Raw genomic sequence first — 6,020 nt, forward strand, 5'->3', positions numbered from 1 at the left:
GGTCCGGAAGGGCGGAGCGGCCCGGGAAGGCGGGAAAGCCCGGGAACGGGACGCCCGGAAGGGCGGAGGCGGGAGGCGGGTTCGCCCGCAGGAGGCGCCGGACAGGTACACGGCCCCACCGACCGAGGAGATGGTGCTCCAGAAACCCCTGTCCCGGTCACGATGTCGGGTGGATCACGGCCGGCGGGAAGCATGAATCGAGGTCCCGACCCCGAAGCGCGGGCGCGACCTCACGGGCCGAACGCGCCCGGCATCGAATGTCAGGACGTCCGCCTGCGACCTACAGGCCAACAACCGGCACGAAGAACCGGGTACGACCCGGTGGGCCGGAGGCCCAGGTACGAACAGGTGGGCCGGAGGCCCGGGTACGACCCGGTGGGCCGCACGCCCGGGTGCGACCGACGGGGTGCGACCGACGGTCGACCGGTGCGGTCAGCCGCCGCAGTCGGGACACCGCCCGCGCGGCTGGCTGCCACGTCGTACCCTTCCGCCCTGCCACGGCCGGAGCCGTGGCCGGGAGATCCTCGGCGGAACGCCGAGGGCTTCTCACGCGATGACGCGGACCCGCTCCGCCTGTGGGCCCTTCTGGCCCTGTGCAATTTCGAACTCGACCCGCTGCCCGTCGTCGAGCGCCTTGTAACCGTCCATCTCGATCGCGGAGAAGTGGACGAAAACGTCCTGACCGCCGTCGACCGCGATGAAGCCGTAACCCTTTTCACTGTTGAACCACTTCACGGTGCCCTGTGCCACGGTGCACTTCCTCACTTCGATGGTGCTGGCTCTACGACGGACCTCCGGTCGCCACCGGAGGCATCGGGACCACTCGTGCAACCCACCGTCGGGCCCCACGAAATGGCTGACCGGAATCGCACGCTACACGAGGTGTGACGACGGCGCACTACCCCAAACCGGACACACTTCGACCACCCCCGACACCAATACGCATCGGCGAGCGTCGCTGCCTACAGGGAAGCTGGTCTATGTCGGCGTACCCACCGTCGACACGCTGGGCATTCCGGTTGCCACCGACCCGCCAGGTGGGATAGGCATCCCGGGTGGAGCAACAGAGGACCGGTCCACCGGTCACACCGACCACCGTCGAGGTACGCCGGATCCGCCCGACCGACGCTGCCCGGATGCGGGCGCTGCGCCTGGAGATGCTCGCCGACACGCCGCTGGCCTTCCTGGAGACCCTCGCGGACGCCTCAGCCCGCCCGCACACGGACTACGTCGCCCGGATCACCCAGACCTCGACCGGCTGCGGTACGGCACAGTTCGTCGCCGACCCCGGTGGCCGGCTCGTCGGCTCGGCCGGTGGTTTCGCCCCGGCCGACGACCCGAGGACCACCCTGATCTTCGGCGTGTACGTCACGCCCCGCTGGCGCGGAGCCGGACTGCTGGGCCGCCTGGTCGACGGGATAGCCGCGTGGTCCCGGGAGTGCGGCCGGCCGGAGCTGATGCTGGAGGTCGTGGTCGGCAACGACCGGGCCCTGCGGGCGTACCGGCGGCTGGGCTTCGTCGAGACCGGTGAGCGCGTCCCGCACCCGGTCATCCCGGTCCTGACCGAACTGCGGATGCGCCGGCCGGCCTGACAGGACCACGGTGCACCCGTGGCGGGTGTTAGGAAGGGCCCCTTCCTATACCGAAAGCGATAACAAGGGGCCCTTCCTTACACCTCAGCTGTGGCGGCGGCTCTGCACCACCCGGAACCGGTTGGCGACGTAGGCCCCGTCGGTCAGCGCAGCGTTCGCCGCCGCGTTGGCCCCGCTGCCGTGGAAGTCGGAGAAGGCCGCCGACTGGTTCACGAAGACCGCACCGGTCAGGTTGCAGGACAGGTGCACCCCGACCTCGATCGCTGCCGCCTCGGCCGCGTCGAGCACCTTCTCGTCGGTGGAGTAGACCGCAGCGGTCAGGGCGCCGCGCTGCCCCACCGTGGACCGGAAGATCTCCAGGCTGTGCGCGGTCGAGTCGGTGCCGATGGCGAACGAGATCGGCCCGAACCACTCCCGGCCGTAGGTGGCCACGTCGGCGGCGCCGAGCTTGACGACGGTCGGGGTGCGGACCACCGCGCCGGGGTAGGCGGGGTGCGCAAGCGGCTGCGACGGGAGGACCGCCTCGCCGACCCGGGCGACCTCGTCGAGCCGGGCGAGTACCCCGTCGTTGACGATCGCGCCGGTCAGCTCGACGGCCCGCGCCGGGTCACCGGTGAGCTTCGCGACCGCACCGGCGATCCCGGCGGTCACCTCGTCGAAGCTCTTCTGCCCCTGGTCGGTGGCGATGCCGGCGGACGGGATCAGGATGTTCTGCGGGGTGGTGCACATCTGCCCGCTGTAGAGGACCAGCGAGAACCCGATGTTGCGGCACATGCCGGCGAAGTCGTCGGTGGAGTCCACGACGATCGTGTTGACCCCGGCCTTCTCGGTGTAGACCGACGCCTGCCGGGCGTGTGCCTCCAGCCAGTCGCCGTACTCGGTGGAACCGGTGAAGTCGACGATCTTCACCGCCCGGTGCAGGGCCAGGTCGGAGGCGAGCTTCTCGCCGGGCGCCTCGGCGGCGAGCAGCACCAGGTTGGGGTCGAACCCGGCCTCGGCGAGCACCTCGCGGGCGTACTTCACGGTGATGGCGAGCGGCAGCACGGCACGCGGGTGCGGCTTGACGATCACCGGGTTGCCGGTGGCCAGCGAGGCGAACAGCCCGGGGTACGAGTTCCAGGTCGGGAAGGTGTTGCAGCCGATGACGAGGGCCACCCCGCGCGGTACCACGTGGAACGTCTTGGTCATCCGCAGCGGCTCACCCTTGCCGGCCGGCTTCTCCCACTCGGCCGTCCCCGGGTGCCGGGTCATCTCCGCGTACGCGTACGCGAGCGCCTCCAGCGCCCGGTCCAGGGCGTGCGCCCCGCCGGCCTGGAACGCCATCACGAAGGCCTGGCCGCTGGTGGCGTGCACCGCGTTGGCCAGTTCGAAGACGTGCGCGTGCAGCCGGGCCAGGATCTCCAGGCAGACCCCGAGCCGGGTCTGCGGGCCGGCGTCCCGCCAGGCCGGCAGGGCGGCGCTCGCGGCGGCCACCAGGGTGTCGGCGTCGGCGTGCGGGTACCGCACGGCCAGGTCGATGCCGAACGGGCTGGCCTCGGTGGCCACCCGGTCACCGTCACCGGGCTGGTCCAGGGGGAAGTCGGCACCGAGGTACGCCCGGAAGGCGGTCTCGCCCTCGCTCGCGGCGGTCTCGCCGTACACCCGGGGGCTGGGCGACTCGGGATAGGCGGACCAGTACCCCCGCTCCGTGATCGCGGTCAGCGCCCGGGCGAGGGTGTCGGCGTGCTTGGCGTACAGGGGATGCGGGGTCTCCGTCATGCCCGCCATCATGCCGCAGCCCCCGGGCCGGGGGTAAGAGCCGCCGGACCCGGGACGGCAGCCGCCGACCGGGCCGGGGCCGGCTGCGGTGTCCGGGGGTGGCCGGTCGGGCCGGGCCGGCGCACGCTGGAGGTGTGCGACCGTCGCTGCGCAGCACCGCCACCTGGCTCAACGGCACCACGTTGGCCGGGCTCGCGCTCGCCCGACTGGCGCGGGCCACCGACCGACGCCGGCTGCCGGGCGGGGTGCTGGTCGTCGGCGGGTACCGGTTGCCGTGGCCGCGCCAGGACTGCCTGACCGTGGGCTCGGTGATCCTCAGCCGACGGCCGGCGGACTGGCTGCTGCATCCCGGCCGGGCCGACCTGCTCGCCCACGAGGTCCGGCACATCGGGCAGTACGCGCTGCTCGGCCCGCTGTTCTGGCCCGCCTACTGGCTGGCCTGCGCCTGGTCGTACGCGCTGACCGGCAGCTACGGGTGCCGCAACGTCTTCGAGTGCCGGGCGGGGCTGGCCGCCGGTGGTTACCCCGTCGACGCGCCACTGCGCCCGTGGCTGGCCCGGGTCAGATCGTCAGTTGCCAGTAGACCCAGTCGTCGACCGGGCGGAACCCGATCGCCTCGTTGATCGCGACCATGTGGGTGTTCTCCGCCGCGTTCCAGGTGTCCACCGCCCGCAGTTCCGGCTCGGCGGCCCGGGTCTGCCGGAGGTTGTCCAGCTTGACCAGCAGCCCGAGCCGGTGACCCCGGTGGGCCGGGTCGACGATGGTGATCTCCTGGCAGGCGTGCCACGGCACGGTGGCGGCGAGTTCGAGTGCCGTCCAGGCGACCAGCCGACCGGTACCGGTGTGCACGGCGGCGCACTGGTACCGGCGCCGGCCGCAGGCCACGCGTACCTGCTCGTTGTGCCGGAGCCGGGTCTCCCCGACCGACTGGGGTTCGATCTCCAGGTCGCCGTGGGGCACGTCGGACCCGATCCGGGTGGCGAGACGGGCCACGTCGACGTGGGCGAGCGCCCAGTGACCGGTGTTCCCGGCCCACGGGTGGCGGATCTGGCCGCTGAACTGCTGCCGGCAGATCGGCGGGAGATCCGGCAGGTCCGCCCGCCTGGCAGCCGCCCCGATCCGGTACGCCGCCTCGACGGCCCGCGCATTGTCCACATCGAAGGGAACGACGTCGATGCTCATCCGCAGACGGTGGCACCCTGCCGCCGGGCCAGCGATTTGCCGACGGGCAGAAAAGAGGAGTTTGGTCGGGGGGACGATCGCACAGCGCCTCCGGCGCTGGGTCGTTAGAACGCAAGGTCTACGGCGAAACGACCCCCCGCACGGAGCATCTTTCGTCGTCGGGTAACTGACGTCAAGTCCTTACCGGGCGATTTTTCGCCACCTGTGGCAATCTTTCAGCTACCCGACGTGACGAAACGATGCTCAGCCGAGCAGGCCCGCGTCCCGGGCGGCCCGCAGCGAGGGCTTGATCCGGTGGGTGGGACCGACCTGGGCGGCCACCGCGTCGAGGGTCTTCAGGCCCTCGCCGGTGTTGTAGACGACCGTCTCGGCGTCCGGGTCGAGCTTCCCGCTGGCGACCAGCTTGCGCAGCACCGCGACGGTCACCCCACCGGCGGTCTCGGCGAAGACCCCCGTCGTACGCGCCAGCAGCCGGATCGCGTCGCGGATCTCGCCGTCGTCGGCGTAGTCCATCCAGCCACCGGTACGACGCACCGCCTCCAGGGCGTACAGCCCGGCGGCCGGGTCGCCGATGTTCAGCGACTTCGCGATACCGGTCGGCTTGACCGGGGTGATGGTGTCCGTACCGCCGTGCAGGGCGGTGGCGATCGGGTTGCAGCCGGTCGACTGGGCGCCGAACACCTTCCAACCGTTGGCGGGCGCCTCGACCAGGCCGATCTCGACCAGCTCGCTGAACGCCTTGTCGACCTTGGTGAGCAGCTCGCCGCTGGCCATCGGGATGACCACCTGCTCGGGGATCCGCCAGCCGAGCTGCTCGGCCACCTCGTAGCCGAGGGTCTTGGACCCCTCGGCGTAGTACGGGCGCACGTTGACGTTGACGAAGGCGGTGTCCTCGAACTCGTCGGTCTCCACCAGCTCGCCGCAGAGCCGGTTCACGTCGTCGTACGAACCGTCGATGGCGACCAGTTCGCCGCCGTACACGGCGGTGGTGACCACCTTGCCCTGCTCCAGGTCACCGGGGATGAACACGATCGACGGCACCCCGGCCCGGGCGGCGTGGGCGGCGACCGAGTTGGCCAGGTTGCCGGTGGAGGCGCAGGCGAAGCGGGTGAAACCGAGGCCACGGGCGGCGGTGAGGGCCACCGAGACCACCCGGTCCTTGAACGAGTGGGTCGGGTTGGCGCTGTCGTCCTTCACCCAGAGCGGCGCCCGGATGCCGAGTTCGGCGGCGAGCAGCGGTGCGGCGACCAGCGGGGTCAGGCCCGGGTCCAGGGTCACCCGGGTGGCCGGGTCCTGGCCGGCCGGCAGCAGGCCGGCGTACCGCCAGATGCTCTGCGGGCCGGCCTCGATCTCGGCCCGGGTGACCCGGGCCAGGGCGGCCGTGTCGTAGTCGACCTCCAGCGGGCCGAAACACTCGTAGCAGGCGTGCTGCGCGGCGAGCGGGTACCGGGCGCCGCAGGCCCGGCAGACCAGGGCACGGGCCGGGCT

At 71.8% G+C, this 6,020-nt stretch carries 6 protein-coding genes; 2 read left to right on the plus strand and 4 right to left on the minus strand.

Features of this window, described 5'->3' with window-relative positions:
* Positions 1-546 precede the first annotated feature (546 nt).
* A complete protein-coding gene (locus tag GSF22_RS29340; protein WP_067305333.1) occupies positions 547-750 on the minus strand; it encodes a cold-shock protein in 204 nt (67 codons plus the stop codon).
* Between the two features lie 305 nt (positions 751-1,055).
* On the opposite strand from GSF22_RS29340, the gene GSF22_RS29345 reads away from it, so the two are divergent.
* Positions 1,056-1,592: an N-acetyltransferase family protein gene (locus tag GSF22_RS29345; protein WP_368856915.1), complete on the plus strand. Its 537-nt coding sequence runs from the start codon at positions 1,056-1,058 to the stop codon at positions 1,590-1,592.
* Between the two features lie 84 nt (positions 1,593-1,676).
* Here GSF22_RS29345 and paaN read toward each other — a convergent pair whose 3' ends face one another.
* Complete coding sequence (gene paaN, locus GSF22_RS29350; protein ID WP_208817159.1) at positions 1,677-3,350, minus strand: phenylacetic acid degradation protein PaaN; 1,674 nt, start codon at positions 3,348-3,350, stop codon at positions 1,677-1,679.
* Between the two features lie 134 nt (positions 3,351-3,484).
* Here paaN and GSF22_RS29355 point away from each other — a divergent pair, with 134 nt between their 5' ends.
* Entirely contained in the window at positions 3,485-3,973 is a 489-nt protein-coding gene (locus GSF22_RS29355) for a hypothetical protein (protein ID WP_208817160.1), read from the plus strand.
* Here the strand turns inward: GSF22_RS29355 and GSF22_RS29360 are convergent.
* Entirely contained in the window at positions 3,912-4,532 is a 621-nt protein-coding gene (locus tag GSF22_RS29360) for a hypothetical protein (protein ID WP_208817161.1), read from the minus strand. The genes GSF22_RS29355 and GSF22_RS29360 overlap by 62 nt on opposite strands.
* 243 nt (positions 4,533-4,775) lie before the next feature.
* Positions 4,776-6,020, minus strand: a 1,245-nt coding sequence (gene thrC / locus GSF22_RS29365; RefSeq protein ID WP_208817162.1) for a threonine synthase, incomplete at its 5' end; no start/stop codon positions are given.

Origin of the sequence: Micromonospora echinofusca (assembly GCF_017614955.1) — a bacterium.
Taxonomy (GTDB): Bacteria; Actinomycetota; Actinomycetes; order Mycobacteriales; family Micromonosporaceae; genus Micromonospora; species Micromonospora echinofusca_A.